This is a genomic window from Kushneria avicenniae (assembly GCF_900112585.1).
Taxonomy (GTDB): Bacteria; Pseudomonadota; Gammaproteobacteria; order Pseudomonadales; family Halomonadaceae; genus Kushneria; species Kushneria avicenniae.
Genome location: NZ_FOLY01000003.1, coordinates 33,363 through 48,218, shown reverse-complemented (window position 1 = coordinate 48,218; position 14,856 = coordinate 33,363). Strand labels below are relative to the sequence as shown.

Genomic DNA, 14,856 nt, shown 5'->3' with positions numbered 1-14,856 from the left:
GCTACGAGCATCGTATCTTTCGAGGTCTGATCCAGATCAAATCATGCCGGTGGCGACCACCGGAAAGACATGTCAGCCCACGCGAGCTTCGCTGTCCATGTGGCGTGCCACGCGCGACATGGTACTGGTCAGTTCGATGGCCAGGGTCAGGTCGGCCAGTTCACGCGGCGAGAAGGTGTTGATGGCCATCATGCGGGTACTGGCATCCACCGGGCGGAAATGAGTGAAGGACTCACACCAGGCCAGCGCCGCGCGCTCGCGAGCGGTGAAGCGGTCGGAGTCGGCCCAGCGTGCCAGCTCGCGGATCTTGTCGGCATCAATGCCCAGTGATTCGGCTTCACTGACGCGCAGGTTCTCGCAGTTGTCGCAGCCGCCGTTGATCTGCGAGGTGCGAAGCTCTGCCAGACAGCGAATGGAAGGATCGAGACTGCAATGTCGTACCGCACGGGTCGTGTGGTAGATATCGGTCGCATCGATTCGCCTGGGTCTTTCACCGGTCATGGTCCACCTCGAATTGGTATTGATCTGGTCCTATTTAACGCTCATGACAGCAATTAATCCACAGCCTGCCTTTAAAAAGTTGAGCGCGGTTTAAACTTTTATCTTTTTGACAGGATCTGTCGGGCATCGTAGCCGGCGCCGTCCGGACCTGCACGGGCGGCGCCAGCGGGTCAGGAAGCCGTTGATGCCGCACGTGTATCAGTCTGATCCGTTCGACGCCTGCGCTGCAAGTAAATAATCAGTGCCAGTACCGCAAGCGCCGGTATCCACAGCCACTCCTTGGCAAATCGTTCGCGGGGCAGGCCCACCGACGTGATCGTCTGGTCCATGTCAAAGCCCAGTTCGCTTGCCTGGCTCCCCCAGCCGACCATGTCCACCAGCGTGGTATCACCGTCCTGTCGAAGCGTCAGCCCCAGAGTGTCCAGCCGTGCCTGACCGTCATCGCCCTCGACGGCCGGTACTTCGATGATCAGGCTCATCGGCGCGCCGTAGTCGTCGATCCCTTCAATGCCGACGCGCATGGACTGTTGGTCACCCAGCTCGCCGTAGGCCTGGGAAAACTGCGCCGGCGGTATCTCCTCATACGGCGGGACGATCATGTCCTGCCAGAAGCCCGGGCGAAACAGGGTAAAGGCCACCAGCAGCAGCAGGATGGTGTCGTACCAGCGGTTGCGCACCACAAACCAGCCCTGGGTGGCCGCCGCGAAGACCAGCATGGCGACAGTGGCCACCACAAAAATGATGATGCCGTGCCAGAGATCGACATTGATGAGCAAAAGGTCGGTATTGAAGATGAACAGAAACGGCAGGGCGGCCGTGCGCAGACTGTACCAGAAGGCCTGGAAGCCGGTGCGGATCGGATCGGCGCCCGAGATTGCCGCCGCGGCAAAGGAGGCCAGACCCACCGGCGGGGTCACATCGGCCATGATGCCGAAATAGAACACGAACAGATGCACCGCGATCAGCGGCACGATCAGCCCCTGCTGCTGGCCCAGCTGCACAATGACCGGCGCCAGCAGCGCCGACACCACGATGTAGTTGGCGGTGGTCGGCAGGCCCATGCCCAGAATCAGACTCAGGATGGCGGTCAGCAGCAGCATCAGAAACAGGCTGCCCATGGAGAGATGTTCGACCAGATCGGCCAGTACCAGGCCGACGCCGGTCTGGGACACTGCGCCGACGATGATACCGGCCGTGGCGGTTGCGATGCCGATGCCGACCATGTTGCGCGCGCCGTCGACCAGCCCGTTCCACAGATCAATAAACCCCTCGCGCAGGTGGTTGCCGAGCTCCAGCCGGCCGCGGAAAAGAGCGCTCAGCGGGCGCTGCGTTACCATGATGACCATCATCAAAACGGTGGCCCAGAAGGCCGACAGCCCCGGCGAGAGCCGCTCGACCATCAGGCACCAGACCAGCACCACTACCGGCAGCAGATAGTGCAGACCCACCATGACGGTCGGTCGCGTCTGGGGCAGGGTCGTGATGCTGGTGTCAGGCGTATCGTGTTCAAGCTCCGGATAGCGTGCGCCAAGCTTCAGGAGGGCGACATAGATCACCACCAGCGCCACCGACACCACCCAGGGCGTCGAGTCGCCCAGCACCGGCTTGAGCCAGCCCAGCCCGTAATAAACCGCAGCGCTGAGCGCCATCAGACCGACCAGACCGGTGGCAAATCCCAGCAGTTTGAAAAGCCAGGGCTTCGGTGGGTTGGCGCTCTTGAGTCCCTGCATACCGGCCTTCATGGCCTCGAGATGAACGATATAAAACAGTGCGATGTAGGAGATCATCGCCGGCAAAAAGGCGTGCTTGATGACCTCGATATAGGGGATGCCGACGTACTCGACCATCAAAAAGGCCGCCGCACCCATGACCGGCGGCATGATCTGACCGTTGACCGAGGAGGCGACTTCAACCGCACCGGCCTTGGTCGAGGTGAACCCGACCCGCTTCATCATCGGAATGGTAAAGGTGCCGGTGGTGACCGTATTGGCAATCGAGGAGCCCGAGATCAGCCCGGTCAGCCCGGAGGCCACTACGGCCGCCTTGGCCGGCCCACCTCGATAGTGGCCCAGCATCGAGAAGGCGACCTTGATGAAATAGTTGCCGGCACCGGCCTTGTCGAGCAGCGCACCAAAGAGCACGAACAGGAACACGAAGCTTGTGGACACCCCCAGCGCGATCCCGAAGACCCCCTGGGTGGTCAGCCACTGGTGATTGATCAGGGCCTCAAAGCTGACGCCGCGGTGGGCCAGCATGCCCGGCATGTACGGGCCTGCCAGCGAGTAGCCCAGAAAGACCAGCGCCACGATCATCAGCGGCGGCCCCAGTGTCCGACGCGCGCCTTCCAGCAGCAGTATCAGTCCGGCAACGCCAACGATCACATCCTGTGTGATCGGGTTGCCGGGTCGATTGGCAAGCTGGTCATAGAACAGATAGATATACAGCGCGCAAAAGGCGGCCACAAAGGCCAGCACCCAGTCCGTGACCGGAATGCGATCCTTCGGCGAGCGCTTGAGCGCCGGCCAGGAGAGAAAGGCGAGAAAGAGCGCAAACGCCAGATGGATCGAGCGTGCCTCGGTGGCGCCAAAAACGCCGAAGCCCAGGGCATAGGGCAGCGGTGAGGTGATCCAGAGCTGAAACAGCGACCAGGCCACGGCCACGATTAGCAGCAGGCGGGCGGCAGCCCCCTGCAGCTGGCGGCCACCGGTGTCGGCCGCGGCGGCCAGTTCTCTGGCATCCACGTCCGGGCGTTCGGTCGAAGAGGGAGTTGTGTTCATGTCCGCATCCTCTGGCGGCAATACCTTTCCGGAGCACAGGCCCGGATCGGAAATGACGCAACGCCCCCGGATGGAGGCGTTGCGTCGTCAAGGGTGACCCGTATCGCCATTGATGCGGCCCGGGTCAGCCGGGCTTACTCGCTGAGCCAGCCCTTTTCCTGATAGTAGCGCTTCGCGCCGTCATGCAGCGGCGCCGACAGGCCCTGATTGACCATGGTTTCGGGGTCGAGCGTGGAGAAGGCAGGGTGGAGCTTCTTGAAACGATCAAAGTTGTCGAACACAGCCTTGACGGCGGCGTACACCAGATCGTTGTCCACCTTCTCGGAACTGACGACGGTCGCGCCGACACCGAAGGTTTTCACGTCGTCCGGATTGCCTTTGTACATGCCACCGGGCACGGTATAGAAGCTGTAGTAGGGATGTTCTTCGACCAGTTTCTGGATGACTTCACCGTCAAGCGGAATGATGCGGGCATCGGTGGTAGTGGTGGCTTCCTGAATCGAACCGTTGGGGTGACCGGCGACGAACACCATGGCGTCGATGTTGTTATCAGCCAGTGCGGACGCCTGTTCGGCGCTGTCGAGTTCGGAGGCAAGCGCAAAGTCGCTGGTGGTCCAGCCCTTGGCGGCCATCACCACTTCCATGGTGGCACGGTTGCCGGAGCCCGGGTTGCCGATGTTGACGCGCTTGCCCTTGAGATCATCCAGCGTTTTGATGCCGGAATCGGCGCGGGCCACCAGCGTCAGCGGCTCGCCATGCATGGCAAAGACGCTGCGCAGGTCTTCATGGGCCTTGCCTTCGAACTGGCCTTCACCGTTGTAGGCGTTGTACTGCACGTCGGACTGGGCCACGCCCAGATCCAGATCGCCATTTTCAATACCGTTGACGTTGGCCACTGACGCGCCGGTCGACGGGGCATTACAGCGATAGCCGCTGTCCCCCTGATTGACGAAGCGACAGATCGACTGTCCGACCACGTAGTAGACGCCGGTCTGACCGCCGGTGCCGATGGTCATGAACTTTTGTTCGCCGGCCTGAGCGCTGGTGGCAGACATGGCGAGCGCCCCCAGCGTCATGACGGTCGCTGACAGCATTGCAGTAAGCGTCTGGCGTTTGATCATGGGAAGGTTCCTTTTTATGGCTTGTTATCCCTTGTGACAGGCAACGCCTGTCCGGTGACGCTACGTTACTGCTGCAATCATGACACTGCAAAACGACCATCCTACTAGGTTAAGTTTCATAAAAGCTTGATGCGCTCGCTCGATCAGCGTTCTGGCCCCGGGGTGATGATAAAAATCAATCATCAGGGGGTCGCGCTGCAACCATGGTTTCCTATAGCATCGTTATGAAACGATCGTAACGAGGTTGCCTGCCATGTCGCTTGAGTCCTTCAATCCCCCCACACGTCTTCTGATGGGCCCCGGCCCGATCAACGCCGACCCGCGCGTGCTGCGCGCCATGTCTGCACCGCTGATCGGCCAGTATGACCCGGCGATGACCGCCTGCATGAACGATACCCAGGCGCTCTATCGCGAGGTCTTTCGCACAACAAACGACGCCACACTTTTGATTGACGGCACATCGCGCGCCGGCATCGAGGCCGTTCTGGTGTCGCTGATCGAGCCGGGTGACCGGGTGCTGGTGCCGGTGTTCGGCCGCTTTGGCCATCTACTGCGCGAAATCGCCGAACGCGCCGGCGCCGAGGTGCACATCATCGAGGTCGAGTGGGGCGAGGTCTTTACGCCCGAGCAGGTCGAAACCGCCATTCGCGAGGTGAATCCGAAGGTACTCGCCATGGTGCAGGGCGATACCTCGACCACCATGTGCCAGCCGCTGGAAGAGATCGGCCGGATCTGCCGCGCGCATGACGTGCTCTTTTATACCGATGCTACTGCCTCGCTGGCGGGCAACGTGCTGGACACCGATGCCTGGCAGCTCGACGCCGTCACCGCCGGTCTGCAGAAGTGCCTGGCCGGCCCCTCCGGCAGCGCACCGACGACGCTGTCGCCGCGCGCCGTCGAGCGCATCCGCGCCCGCTCGCACGTTGAAGCCGGTCTGGTCGGTACTGGCCATGACGGTGGCCGGGGCGAGCGCATTCGCTCGAACTACTTCGACCTTGGCATGATCCTTGATTACTGGGGTGAAGCGCGTCTGAACCACCATACCGAAGCCACCAGCATGCTCTACGGCGCGCGTGAATGTGCCCGACTGCTGGTCAATGAAGGCATGGATCAGGCCATCGCCCGGCACGCCCTGCATGGCAGCGCGCTCACGGCAGGGCTGTCGGCCATGGGGCTTGAGCTGTTCGGTGATCAGGCCCATCGCATGAACAATGTGGTCGGCATCTACATTCCCGACGGCGTGGAGGGCGAAGTGCTGCGTCGCACGCTGCTGGAAGACTACGCCATCGAGATCGGCACCTCCTTCGGTCCGCTGCACGGTCGCATCTGGCGCATCGGCACCATGGGCTACAACGCCCGTCGCGACACCGTCATGACCACGCTTTCCGCGCTCGAGGAAGTACTGCGTCAGGCCGGCGTCAGCATCACGGCCGGCAGCGGCGCGGGCGCTGCGCGCGAGTACTATCAGCAGCATGCGGGGAATACCCATGCATAACGGTGAAGCGATCGTTGCGGCCTGTGACCAGCTCGCTGCCATCTCGGCTGATGAAGGACAGCTCACGCGCTGCTACCTGACGCCGGAACACGCCCGTGCCAACGCGCAGCTGGCGCGGTGGATGCAGGATGCCGGGATGCAGACCTGGCAGGATGCTGCCGGCAACCAGTGGGGGCGGCTGGAAGGCAGCGACCCGTCACTGGCGGCGCTGGTGCTGGGCTCGCACAGTGACAGCGTCATCAACGCCGGGCGTTTTGATGGCCCTCTGGGCGTGCTGCTGGCGATCGGCGTAGCGGCGCGTCTCAACGCCGCCGGGCAGCGTCCGAAACGCTCGGTGGATGTGGTGGCCTTTGCCGACGAGGAGGGTACCCGGTTCGGCACGGCGCTTCTGGGCAGCCGCGCCGTGGCCGGTACCTGGGATCCGGCGTGGTGGGAGATCGTCGGCCGCGACGGCGTGACCCTGCGCCAGGCGTTCCTCGATTTCGGTCTCGACCCCGAGCGCGTGCATGAGGCCGCCCGTGCCCCCGAAAGCATGGCCGGCTATCTGGAAGCGCATATCGAGCAGGGGCCGGTGCTGGAAGCCGAGCGCCGCTCACTGGGCGTGGTCACGGCAATTGCCGGTGCCCGGCGTTTCAGCATCACGATCGGCGGTGAGGCCGGTCATGCCGGTACCACGCCGCTGACGCTGCGCCGTGATGCGCTGTGTGGTGCGGCCGAAGCGGTGGTGGCCATCGAGACGCTGGCACGCGCCGCCGGCATCGTCGCGACGGTTGGCTCGCTGGAGACCTTTCCCGGCGCGGTCAACGTCATTCCCGGCGAGGTGCGCATGAGCCTTGATATTCGCGCCGAGCGCGACGAGGACCGCGACCGTACGCTTGCCGCCATTCGCGAGACCTGTGACCGCATCGGGGAGACCCGTGGTCTGGTCTGGCGCTGGCACGAGACCCATGCGGCACCAGCGGTCGCCTGTTCACCAAAGCTTGTCGAGGCGCTGTCGACGTCGATCGAGACGGCCATTGGCAGCGACAATGTCCCGGTGATGCGACTGGCCAGCGGCGCCGGGCACGATGGCATGGCAATGGCGGCGGTCTGTGATATCGGCATGCTGTTCGTGCGCTGCGACCGCGGTATCAGTCACCATCCCGACGAGTCGGTCCAGGCCCGCGACGTGGACGACGCGCTCAACGCCATGAGCACCGCCGTCGCTGCGCTGGTGGACTGACCCCCTGCCCTGAGCCGCGCCCGGGCCGAAGACAGCCCGGGCGTGATGTTACGCCATCTTTCGGGACCCTCATGGATCAGCACCTGGGACAGCGGCTGCGCCAGCAGTTTGACCAGCTCACCCCCAACGAGCAGAAGGTGGCGGGGTTCATCCTCGACCACTTCGATGACGTGGCCATCTACAGCGCCGCCGAAATCGCCCGGTTGACCGGCGTCTCCAAGGCCACGGTCAGCCGACTCTTTCGACGGCTGGGCTTTGCAAGCTTCAGCGAGGTAAGACAGCACGCCCGTGAGCTGCGCTATCACGGCGTACCGCTGGTGACGGACTCGACGGCGCTGGGCAGCGGGCTGGAGCGCTTTCAACGCCATTTCGAGCGCGAGCGCGATAATCTCCATCAGATGCTGGCCGCCATCGATTCGGCGACCTTTGATGCGCTGATCGAGGCACTTGATCACGCTCCCGAGGTGCTGGTGATCGGCTATCGCAACGGCTATCCGCCGGCTCTGCACCTGCGCCAGCAGCTGATCCAGATCCGGCCCGACGTGCGTCTGGCACCGCTGCCCGGTCAGTCACTGGGCGAGGAGCTGGCCGGCGTAAAGCCGGGAACGCTGGCGATCGTCATGGGCTTTCGACGCCGGGCAAATGGTTTTTCAAACCTGCTCGCACAGCTCGGCGATCGCGGTCTGGACACGCTGGTCATCGGCGACCCTACCCTGGCCGCCACCGGTGTCTCGCCGACCTGGCAGCTGGAGTGTCCGCTGGACAGCGTCTCGGCTTTTGACAGCTACACCTCGGTGATGAGCCTGATCAATCTGCTCGCCAACGCGCTGTTGCACCGGCGTCTGGGTGAGGGGCGCGCGCGCATTGATGCCATCAGCGAGCTCTACTCCAGCCTTGACGAACTCTCCTGACGCGCTATCGGCGGGGTCAAAAAGGGCGGCCTTCGGGTCGCCCTTTTGCATTCCAAAAGAGCGCGCCGGATCTCCTGCGCACCGAGTGTGTGCATTTCTCTGGTCTGCCCGGTGCTCAACGATGACCGCCGGGCGCCCCGGCGCCGCCAGTGAGTAGGGGCGCGCTTGTTCTGGCATGAAGGTTGCAACGGGGTCATGAAAACCCCCAACAGCGCCTGCCGGGCAAGGGAGAGCACATGAGTGATGTCATCGAGCGCGTGGATCGCAGCGTCTGGGTCAAGGGCCATTCCGAGTGCAACGCGCCTGCCATGGGGCGTGGCCCGCTGGTCGGTCTGCGGCTGGCGGTGAAGGACCTTTTCGATATCGAAGGCGAGATCACCGGTGCGGGCAATCCCGACTGGGCGGCTAGGCAGTCCCCGGCCCGGCGCACCGCCCCCGGCGTACAGGCGCTTTTGAGTGCCGGTGCGCCTTTGGTCGGCAAGACCCAGACCGACGAGTTTGCCTACAGCCTCAATGGTGCCAACGTGCACTACGGCACCCCGATCAATCCGAAGGCGCCCGATCGCCTGCCGGGCGGCTCGAGTTCCGGTTCGGCGATTGCCGTGGCGCGCGGCGAGGCCGAGATCGGGCTGGGCACCGATACCGGCGGCTCGATTCGTATCCCGTCCAGCTATAACGGGCTTTGGGGGCTGCGCCCCTCGCACGGGGCGATCAGCTGTGACGGCCTGCTGCCACTGGCGCCGTCGTTTGATACGGTTGGCTGGATGTGCCGCGACCATGACACCCTGGCTGACGTGGCCGACGTGCTGCTGCCCGCCGCCCGGGGCAGCGCCCCCGATCGCGTCATGACGCTGCTGGTGCCGGAGGCGCTGTCGCAAGAGGCCTCGCGTTTTCACCATACGCTTGGCGCGCGGCAGGACCTGCTGGTGCAGTCGCTGTCGAGCCAGTGGCTGGCCCATCTGGGTCACACTTTTCGAGTGCTGCAGGGGCGTGATATCTGGCGGGTGCACGGCGAGTGGCTCACGCGTGAGCAGCCGTCGCTGGCGGGCGATATCAAGGCGCGCTTTCAGTGGTGCGCGCAACTTTCCGAGCTGGATGAGCAGGCTGCACTCAGGGCCCGGAAGGAGGTCATCGAGGCGCTGCGCACCATCAGCGATGATGGCGCCCAGCTGCTGGCGATGCCCACCGCGCCGGGGGCTGCGCCGCTGCTGAGCCTGACGGGCCGACCACTTGAAACCTATCGCGAAAACCTGATGGGCATGACGGCGCTGGCCGGGCTGTGGGGCGCGCCGCAGCTTTCCATGCCGCTTTTGAGCGATCATCGCAAGGGCGGCGGTCACGCGCCCTGGGGGCTGTCGCTGCTGGGCGCGCCGGGGCAGGATCACTATCTGATCGCCCGGGCCGGCGTTTACGGCGCATGAAAGGTGAAAACGCGCACGCATAGGCACACGGCGCCCCGGTGGTTATGATGCAAGGCTACCCGGGCGCCCACCACTTCATTCGCGCCATGGACACATGACCATCAGGAGTCCCCATGGCCGCCATACTCGCGATCCTGCCCATCTTTACGCTGATCGTGATCGGCTATGTGCTGGGCTGGCGGCAGTGGTTGACGCCGTCCAGCGCCGGGGGACTCTCCTGGGTCACCTTCAAGCTTTTCCTGCCCTGTCTGCTGTTGACCGGTATCGCCCGCGCCCCGCTGGGCGATGCGCTCTCGCCGCTGTTACTGGTGGTCTATTTCATCCCGGCGCTGCTGCTGTTTGCCGGTTTCAACCTCGTGATGCGCCGGCGCACGGGCGAAGCCTCTACCATCGGGCTGGCCGCAAGCTACTCCAATAACGTTCTGATCGGCATTCCGCTGGTCACGGCGCTGTTTGGTCACGAGGGCCTGGTCTATCTCTTTGCCCTGCTGGCGGTGCACAGCCTGATACTCTTTTCGACCCAGTCGCTGTATGCCGCGCTGGGGCAGGGGCGCGAGCAGCGCCCGAGTGTGCTGAGCCTTCTGAAGACGCTGGCCAATCCGATCGTGGTGGGGCTGTTGCTGGGCGTTGTGATCAATGTCTCCGGTCTCGGATTGCCAAAACCCCTGTGGCAATTGCTGGACTGGCTGGCTCGGGCAGGGCTGCCGTGCGCACTGATCGTGGTCGGGGTAGGACTGACGCGCTACAGGCTTCGCACCTCACCCACCATCTGGGCCATTTGCATCGGCAAACTGGCCATTTTCCCCATATTGGTGCTGGCGCTGGGCAGTCTCATGCCGGGGCTGTCGCCGATGGCACTGCACGTACTGGTGTTGGCTGCGGCCAATCCGATCGGCGTCAATGTGCTGGCGTTTGCCGGTCCTGGGCAAGAGCAGCATACCGTGGGCGCCAGCATCTTCCTGTCGACGCTGCTGGCCGCCGGCACGCTACCGCTGTGGATGCTGCTGATGGGCTAGCCCGCCGCGAATGGGCGGGCCTGTTGATCGGGCGAAAATCAGCGCCCGACCGGGGCGTGATGCTCATGCCAGTGGCGGGCGATGTCCACGCGCCGCGTGACCCACACATGTTCATGGGCTTCGATGTGGTCAAGGAACCGCTGCAGGGCGCGGAATCGGCCGGGGCGGCCGATCAGGCGGCAGTGCAGGCCGATCGAGAGCATTTTCGGCGACTCGGCGCCTTCCTCGTAGAGCACATCAAAGGCGTCCTTCAGGTAGTTGAAGAACGGGTCGCCATAGTTGAAGCCGCCCGGTGAGGCAAAACGCATGTCGTTGGTGTCCAGGGCGTAGGGCACTACCAGATGATCACGTGTCTTGCCTTCGGCGTTGCTGACCTGTGTCCAGAAGGGCAGGTCATCGCCGTAATAATCCGAGTCGTAGAGGAAGTGCTCATGCTCGCCGACCAGCGTGCGGGTATTAGGGCTGTCTCGCCCGGTATACCATCCCAGTGGCAGCTCTCCGGTCAGTTCACGATGCAGCTCAAGTGCCTGCACCATCATGGTGCGCTCTTTCTCGGGGCTCATGTCCTGATAGTGAATCCAGCGCAGGGCGTGGCAGGCAATCTCGTGACCGGCTTCCTGAAAGGCGCTGACTACTTCGGGATAGCGTGCCATGGCCATGGTCACGCCGAACACGGTCAGCGGCAGATTACGGCGTTCGAACTCGCGCAGGATGCGCCAGACCCCGGCACGTGAACCGTACTCGTAGAGCGACTCCAGGCTCATGTGGCGGTCGGGGAAGGGGGCGGCGCCGATGATGTCGGAGAGAAACGTCTCGCTGTGGGCATCGCCATGCAGCACGTTATTCTCGCCACCCTCCTCGTAATTGAGCACGAACTGCACCGCGACCCGGGCACGCCCCGGCCATTTCGGGTCCGGCGGGTTGGCGCCGTAGCCGCGCAGGTCGCGTGGGTAGTGGTCCAGATAAAGATCATGACTCATGACATGCTCCGGCTCAGGTGTTCAAAGGCGCCGCGAATGGGCTTGGCGATCGGGACGGCACGGTCGTTGTGCTTCGACACCGGGTAGCCGGTGGCGCTGACCGCCTCCAGCAGGGCGACTCCGGCGGTGACGCCGTCAATGACCGGTACGCCGAGGGCCTGGCCCAGACGCTCGGCCAGCTCGCTCATGCCGGCACACCCCAGCAGGACAGTGTCGCTGCCATCGGTTTTGAGCGCTTCACGGCAGGCAGCGAGCAGAGTCTCGTAGACACTGTCATCCTCGGATTCAAAGGCGGCCACCGGCAGCTCACAGGCGTGCAGGCCGGCGCACTGCTCGCGCTTGCCGTATTCGTGCAGCAGCCGTTCGGCGATCGGCAGCGTGCGCCCCAGCGTGGTGACTACCGAAAAGCGCCGCGCCACCATGGCTGCCATCTGCATGCCGGCTTCGGCCACACCCATCACGGGCACCGAGGCTACTTCGCGGGCCGCGGCCAGCCCCGGGTCGCCGAAACAGGCGATCAAGTAGCCGTTGACGCGAGTGTCGCCATTTTCGGTTTCGATGATGCGCTCCAGCAGTCCGGGCACAGCGATGGCTTCGTCAAAGTGACCTTCGAGACTGGCCGGGCCATGGCGCGAGGTGTGCATGAGAATCTCGCCGCGAGACACTCGACGGGCGCTGGTGGCGATGCCCTCGCTCATGGCGGTGCTGGTGTTGGGGTTGATGACACAAATGGTGGGGGTATGAGACGTCATGACGCGTTTTGCTCGCGATGGTGGCCAAAAAGGTGTTCGAAATCGGGCAGAGCATCACCGCTGGCGGTGAAATCAAGGCTCGCCTCGATGCCTGTCAGGTGTTCATGCATCCATTTCTGAAGAGCGGCGAGATCATGGGTCTCCAGCAGCTTGATCAGCGTGTGATGCTCACAGGGGCAGCCGGCCTGGCCGCGACCGTAGACGGCAATGATCAGCGAGGTGCGCGAGATCAGCTGGGACAGCGCCTCCGACAGAGACGCATTGCCGGCCATTGCCATCAGTCGCGTGTGGAAGCGGGCCGACAGACGGATCGCCTGTTCACGTGATGCGTGATGCTCCTGGTCGGCAATCTGCGCCAGGGCCTGTAGATCCGCAGGTTTGATGTTGCCGACAACCTCGGTCAGCAATGCTCCTTCAAGCAGTCGGCGTGCTCTGAAAACATCGCGTGCCTCGCTGGGAGTGGGACTGGTGATCTGGGCACCGCGATGAGTGCGAAGCGTCACCAGCTGCTCCAGCGCCAGGCGCTGAAGCACGCGGCGAATCATGGTGCGACTCACCCCGAAGGCACCAGCCAGTGCGTCTTCCGGCAGACGGGCGCCAGGAGAAAGACGATGCTCCACGATGGCTTCCCACAACGACTGATAGATGGCGTCATCGCTGCGGGCGTCGCGCCCGGTCGCGAGCCCGGCCAGCAGATGGAACTGACGAGTATCGTTCATGAGGCTCCTGTCACGCTGTTCCTGTCGAATGGCTGCCTTGAGGATTGTATACAAGCATTTTCCATGCCACTGCATTTAAACGCTTGTCGAGGTCAGAGAATGAATAAAAAACGCTATCAAAATGGTGCAATGGATGCACTATCCGAGCCCGAAGAGCACTTTTTTGGTGCGCCGCGAAACGGTTTGGCACTTTTATGGTGCATCGGCAGGGCGGTTTTTAGACCCTGGTCGTCGTTTTATGCGGTATTCCGAATTCACTTCGGCTCTGATGTGCTAGCCAAAAACTCGCGCCACAACAAGGTTTTGTGGCCAGATAACAAATTTTTGTTGATGCTGGCATCAATCTGGCACGGAGATTGTATACGAATAAGGTGACAGACGATGTCGGCCATCCGACTATCGCAGGGCTGCCAGCGGCAGCGCAACGATCCTTCATGGAGTCGCTCATGAACAGCACCAGGACACAGGGGCAACAGCCCGCCGCGCCCGATCCGCACCTGTACAACGAGGATCTGGCACCGGCCCGGCAGGACTGGAATGCCTATAATATTTTCGCTTTCTGGATGGCCGATATTCACAGCGTCGGGGGCTACGTGCTGGCCGCCAGTCTGTTTGGCCTTGGGCTGATGGGCTGGCAGGTCCTGATTTCACTGCTGGTCGGCATTCTTGTCGTGCAGTGTTTTGCCAATGCAGTCGCACGGCCCAGCCAGCGTACGGGCGTCCCCTTTCCAGTGATCTGTCGCATGTCTTTCGGCACGAAAGGCGCCAACGTGCCGGCTGTCATTCGCGGACTCATTGCCGTTGTATGGTATGGCATCCAGACCTGGCTGGCCTCCAACGCCCTGCTGCTGGTGCTGTTGCGCTGGTTCCCGGGGCTCGAGTCATGGACCAATGCAAGCTTTGCCGGTCTGTCCGGGCTGGGCTGGTTCTGCTTTGCACTGATGTGGGTGCTCCAGGCGCTGGTCTTCTGGCGCGGCATGGACACCATTCGCCGTTTCAACGACTGGGCCGGCCCGCTGGTATATGCCGTCATGTTTGCGCTTGCCGGCTGGATTGTCTGGCGCGCAGGTCCGAGCAACATCAGTCTGTCGCTGTCGAGCGAGACGCTGACCGGGGGCGAGGCGCTATGGGAAATGGTGGTCGCTGCCGTGCTGGTGGCCGGTTACTTCGCCGGGCCCACGCTCAACTTTGGTGATTTCTCACGTTACTGCGCTACCGAGAAGTCGGTTCGCCGCGGCAATTTCTGGGGGCTGCCGGTCAACTTCCTGGTGTTTTCCATCATCACGGTGGTGGTGGTTTCCGGAACGCCGCAGGTCTTTGGTGAGATGCTGACTGATCCGATCGAGACGGTCGCGCGCATCGATAGCGTCACGGCCGCCGTGCTGGGCGTCTTTGCCTTCGTGGCCGCCACCATCGGTATCAATATCGTGGCCAATTTCGTGGCGCCGGCGTTCGACTTTTCTCATGTTGCCCCCGAAAAAATCAGCTGGCGCATGGGCGGCATGATCGCGGCTGTTGGCTCGATCTTTCTCACGCCGTGGAATCTGTTCAACAATCCCGAGCTGATCCACTACACGGTGGGGGTGCTGGCCGGTCTGATCGGGCCGCTTTACGGCATCATCCTGATGGACTTTTACAAGGTGCGCCGCCAGAAGATCGATCTCGACGCGCTGTTTTCCTCCGAGGAGGGCAGCACCTATCACTATCAGCGCGGCGTCAATCCTGTGGCGGTGCGTTCACTCATCATCGGAGGTCTGGTAAGCGTGCCGGTCAGTCTGGCGCCACTGGGCGATATCAGCAGCTTTGCCGTCTTCTTTGGCGGTGGTGTGGCGGCGCTGGCGCACGGCTGGCAGTCCGGGCTGTGGCGTCGCGGCGCTGACAGCAAGCCGGTGTCCTCACGCTCCTGAGTGCGGGCGGGTCCTATGGGGGCATCGGGTGTCG

At 63.1% G+C, this 14,856-nt stretch carries 12 protein-coding genes; 6 read left to right on the top strand and 6 right to left on the bottom strand.

The window, feature by feature from the left end; genetic code table 11:
• Positions 1 to 72: 72 nt before the first annotated feature.
• The 3 genes from BM079_RS06655 to BM079_RS06645 all read right to left on the bottom strand — a co-directional run bounded on the left by BM079_RS06655 (position 73) and on the right by BM079_RS06645 (position 4,399).
• The gene (locus BM079_RS06655; RefSeq protein ID WP_090132155.1) at positions 73 to 501 is read right to left on the bottom strand and encodes a carboxymuconolactone decarboxylase family protein; all 429 of its coding nucleotides are present in this window, start codon (positions 499 to 501) and stop codon (positions 73 to 75) included.
• Between the two features lie 170 nt (positions 502 to 671).
• On the bottom strand, positions 672 to 3,278 hold the full coding sequence (locus tag BM079_RS06650) for a TRAP transporter permease (RefSeq protein ID WP_090132153.1): 2,607 nt from the start codon (positions 3,276 to 3,278) through the stop codon (positions 672 to 674).
• A gap of 134 nt (positions 3,279 to 3,412) precedes the next feature.
• A complete protein-coding gene (locus BM079_RS06645) occupies positions 3,413 to 4,399 on the bottom strand; it encodes a TAXI family TRAP transporter solute-binding subunit (protein WP_175489625.1) in 987 nt (328 codons plus the stop codon).
• Positions 4,400 to 4,652: 253 nt separating this feature from the next.
• On the opposite strand from BM079_RS06645, the gene BM079_RS06640 reads away from it, so the two are divergent.
• The 5 genes from BM079_RS06640 to BM079_RS06620 all read left to right on the top strand — a co-directional run bounded on the left by BM079_RS06640 (position 4,653) and on the right by BM079_RS06620 (position 10,464).
• Positions 4,653 to 5,894 carry a pyridoxal-phosphate-dependent aminotransferase family protein gene (locus tag BM079_RS06640; protein ID WP_090132151.1) on the top strand — a complete coding sequence of 414 codons (1,242 nt, stop codon included), beginning with the start codon at positions 4,653 to 4,655 and terminating at the stop codon, positions 5,892 to 5,894.
• Positions 5,887 to 7,116 (top strand): allantoate amidohydrolase, encoded by a 1,230-nt coding sequence (locus tag BM079_RS06635; protein ID WP_245742855.1) that lies wholly within the window; start codon positions 5,887 to 5,889, stop codon positions 7,114 to 7,116. Before BM079_RS06640 ends, BM079_RS06635 begins: the two co-directional genes overlap by 8 nt.
• A 71-nt stretch (positions 7,117 to 7,187) precedes the next feature.
• On the top strand, positions 7,188 to 8,027 hold the full coding sequence (locus tag BM079_RS06630) for a MurR/RpiR family transcriptional regulator (protein WP_090132147.1): 840 nt from the start codon (positions 7,188 to 7,190) through the stop codon (positions 8,025 to 8,027).
• 236 nt (positions 8,028 to 8,263) lie between these two features.
• Positions 8,264 to 9,448 carry an amidase gene (locus tag BM079_RS06625; RefSeq protein ID WP_090132145.1) on the top strand — a complete coding sequence of 395 codons (1,185 nt, stop codon included), beginning with the start codon at positions 8,264 to 8,266 and terminating at the stop codon, positions 9,446 to 9,448.
• Between the two features lie 113 nt (positions 9,449 to 9,561).
• A complete protein-coding gene (locus BM079_RS06620) occupies positions 9,562 to 10,464 on the top strand; it encodes an AEC family transporter (RefSeq protein WP_090132143.1) in 903 nt (300 codons plus the stop codon).
• A 38-nt stretch (positions 10,465 to 10,502) separates the two neighbouring features.
• Here the strand turns inward: BM079_RS06620 and puuE are convergent, their stop codons facing one another.
• From puuE to BM079_RS06605, 3 genes are read right to left on the bottom strand one after another with little or no spacing between them, the layout of a single operon-like run.
• Positions 10,503 to 11,444: an allantoinase PuuE gene (gene puuE / locus BM079_RS06615; protein WP_090132141.1), complete on the bottom strand. Its 942-nt coding sequence runs from the start codon at positions 11,442 to 11,444 to the stop codon at positions 10,503 to 10,505.
• Positions 11,441 to 12,196, bottom strand: a complete 756-nt coding sequence (locus tag BM079_RS06610) for an aspartate/glutamate racemase family protein (RefSeq protein WP_090132139.1) — start codon at positions 12,194 to 12,196, stop codon at positions 11,441 to 11,443. Before BM079_RS06610 ends, puuE begins: the two co-directional genes overlap by 4 nt.
• Complete coding sequence (locus BM079_RS06605) at positions 12,193 to 12,915, bottom strand: GntR family transcriptional regulator (RefSeq protein ID WP_090132137.1); 723 nt, start codon at positions 12,913 to 12,915, stop codon at positions 12,193 to 12,195. The genes BM079_RS06610 and BM079_RS06605 overlap by 4 nt, the downstream gene beginning before the upstream one ends.
• A 446-nt stretch (positions 12,916 to 13,361) precedes the next feature.
• Between BM079_RS06605 and BM079_RS06600 the strand changes: the two genes are divergently transcribed.
• Entirely contained in the window at positions 13,362 to 14,822 is a 1,461-nt protein-coding gene (locus BM079_RS06600; RefSeq protein ID WP_090132135.1) for an NCS1 family nucleobase:cation symporter-1, read from the top strand.
• Positions 14,823 to 14,856: the final 34 nt, after the last annotated feature.

What these genes read in the sequence shown, in the direction of transcription:
- BM079_RS06655 (WP_090132155.1), bottom strand. Translation starts at nt 501, where the DNA reads ATGACCGGTGAAAGACCCAGGCGAATCGATGCGACCGATATCTACCAC.
- BM079_RS06650 (WP_090132153.1), bottom strand. Translation starts at nt 3,278, where the DNA reads ATGAACACAACTCCCTCTTCGACCGAACGCCCGGACGTGGATGCCAGA.
- BM079_RS06645 (WP_175489625.1), bottom strand. Translation starts at nt 4,399, where the DNA reads ATGATCAAACGCCAGACGCTTACTGCAATGCTGTCAGCGACCGTCATG.
- BM079_RS06640 (WP_090132151.1), top strand. Translation starts at nt 4,653, where the DNA reads ATGTCGCTTGAGTCCTTCAATCCCCCCACACGTCTTCTGATGGGCCCC.
- BM079_RS06635 (WP_245742855.1), top strand. Translation starts at nt 5,887, where the DNA reads ATGCATAACGGTGAAGCGATCGTTGCGGCCTGTGACCAGCTCGCTGCC.
- BM079_RS06630 (WP_090132147.1), top strand. Translation starts at nt 7,188, where the DNA reads ATGGATCAGCACCTGGGACAGCGGCTGCGCCAGCAGTTTGACCAGCTC.
- BM079_RS06625 (WP_090132145.1), top strand. Translation starts at nt 8,264, where the DNA reads ATGAGTGATGTCATCGAGCGCGTGGATCGCAGCGTCTGGGTCAAGGGC.
- BM079_RS06620 (WP_090132143.1), top strand. Translation starts at nt 9,562, where the DNA reads ATGGCCGCCATACTCGCGATCCTGCCCATCTTTACGCTGATCGTGATC.
- puuE (WP_090132141.1), bottom strand. Translation starts at nt 11,444, where the DNA reads ATGAGTCATGATCTTTATCTGGACCACTACCCACGCGACCTGCGCGGC.
- BM079_RS06610 (WP_090132139.1), bottom strand. Translation starts at nt 12,196, where the DNA reads ATGACGTCTCATACCCCCACCATTTGTGTCATCAACCCCAACACCAGC.
- BM079_RS06605 (WP_090132137.1), bottom strand. Translation starts at nt 12,915, where the DNA reads ATGAACGATACTCGTCAGTTCCATCTGCTGGCCGGGCTCGCGACCGGG.
- BM079_RS06600 (WP_090132135.1), top strand. Translation starts at nt 13,362, where the DNA reads ATGAACAGCACCAGGACACAGGGGCAACAGCCCGCCGCGCCCGATCCG.